We start from the raw sequence: 394 nt of genomic DNA on the forward strand, positions 1-394 counted from the left end.
GCCGAAGGCGACGGTGACGCTGCGGCGCATCAAGCAGCAGCTCGTCATTCACCGCGACGGCGACGACCGGCAATTGCTTGGAGACTGAAGCATATGAACGGGAGCGACAATCAATGACCCAATCGATCGCCGTCGTGACCGGCGCTGCAGGCGATATCGGCGCGGCGATTGCCGCCCGGCTCGCCGAGGACCATGATGTCGTTCTGCTGGCCGATATCGATGCGGCTGCCGCCGCCGCCGTGGCTTCGAAGCTCGGCCCGGGGGAGCGTTTCGTTGCCGTCGGCTGCGATGTGACCAGCGAGCCGAGCATTGCCGAATTGGCAGAACGCGCTGCCGGCAGCGGCGTGGTCCGAACCCTCGTCAACAATGCCGGGGCCGCCCGCGCCACCAGCCT

1 protein-coding gene is annotated in these 394 nt (G+C 67.0%); it reads left to right on the forward strand.

The window, feature by feature from the left end; all coding sequences use genetic code 11:
- Positions 1-113: 113 nt before the first annotated feature.
- On the forward strand, positions 114-394 hold a 281-nt coding region (locus tag AC5ZG1_RS44635; protein WP_496136604.1), incomplete at its 3' end, for an SDR family NAD(P)-dependent oxidoreductase.

Source organism: Bradyrhizobium sp. Leo78 (assembly GCF_059512425.1).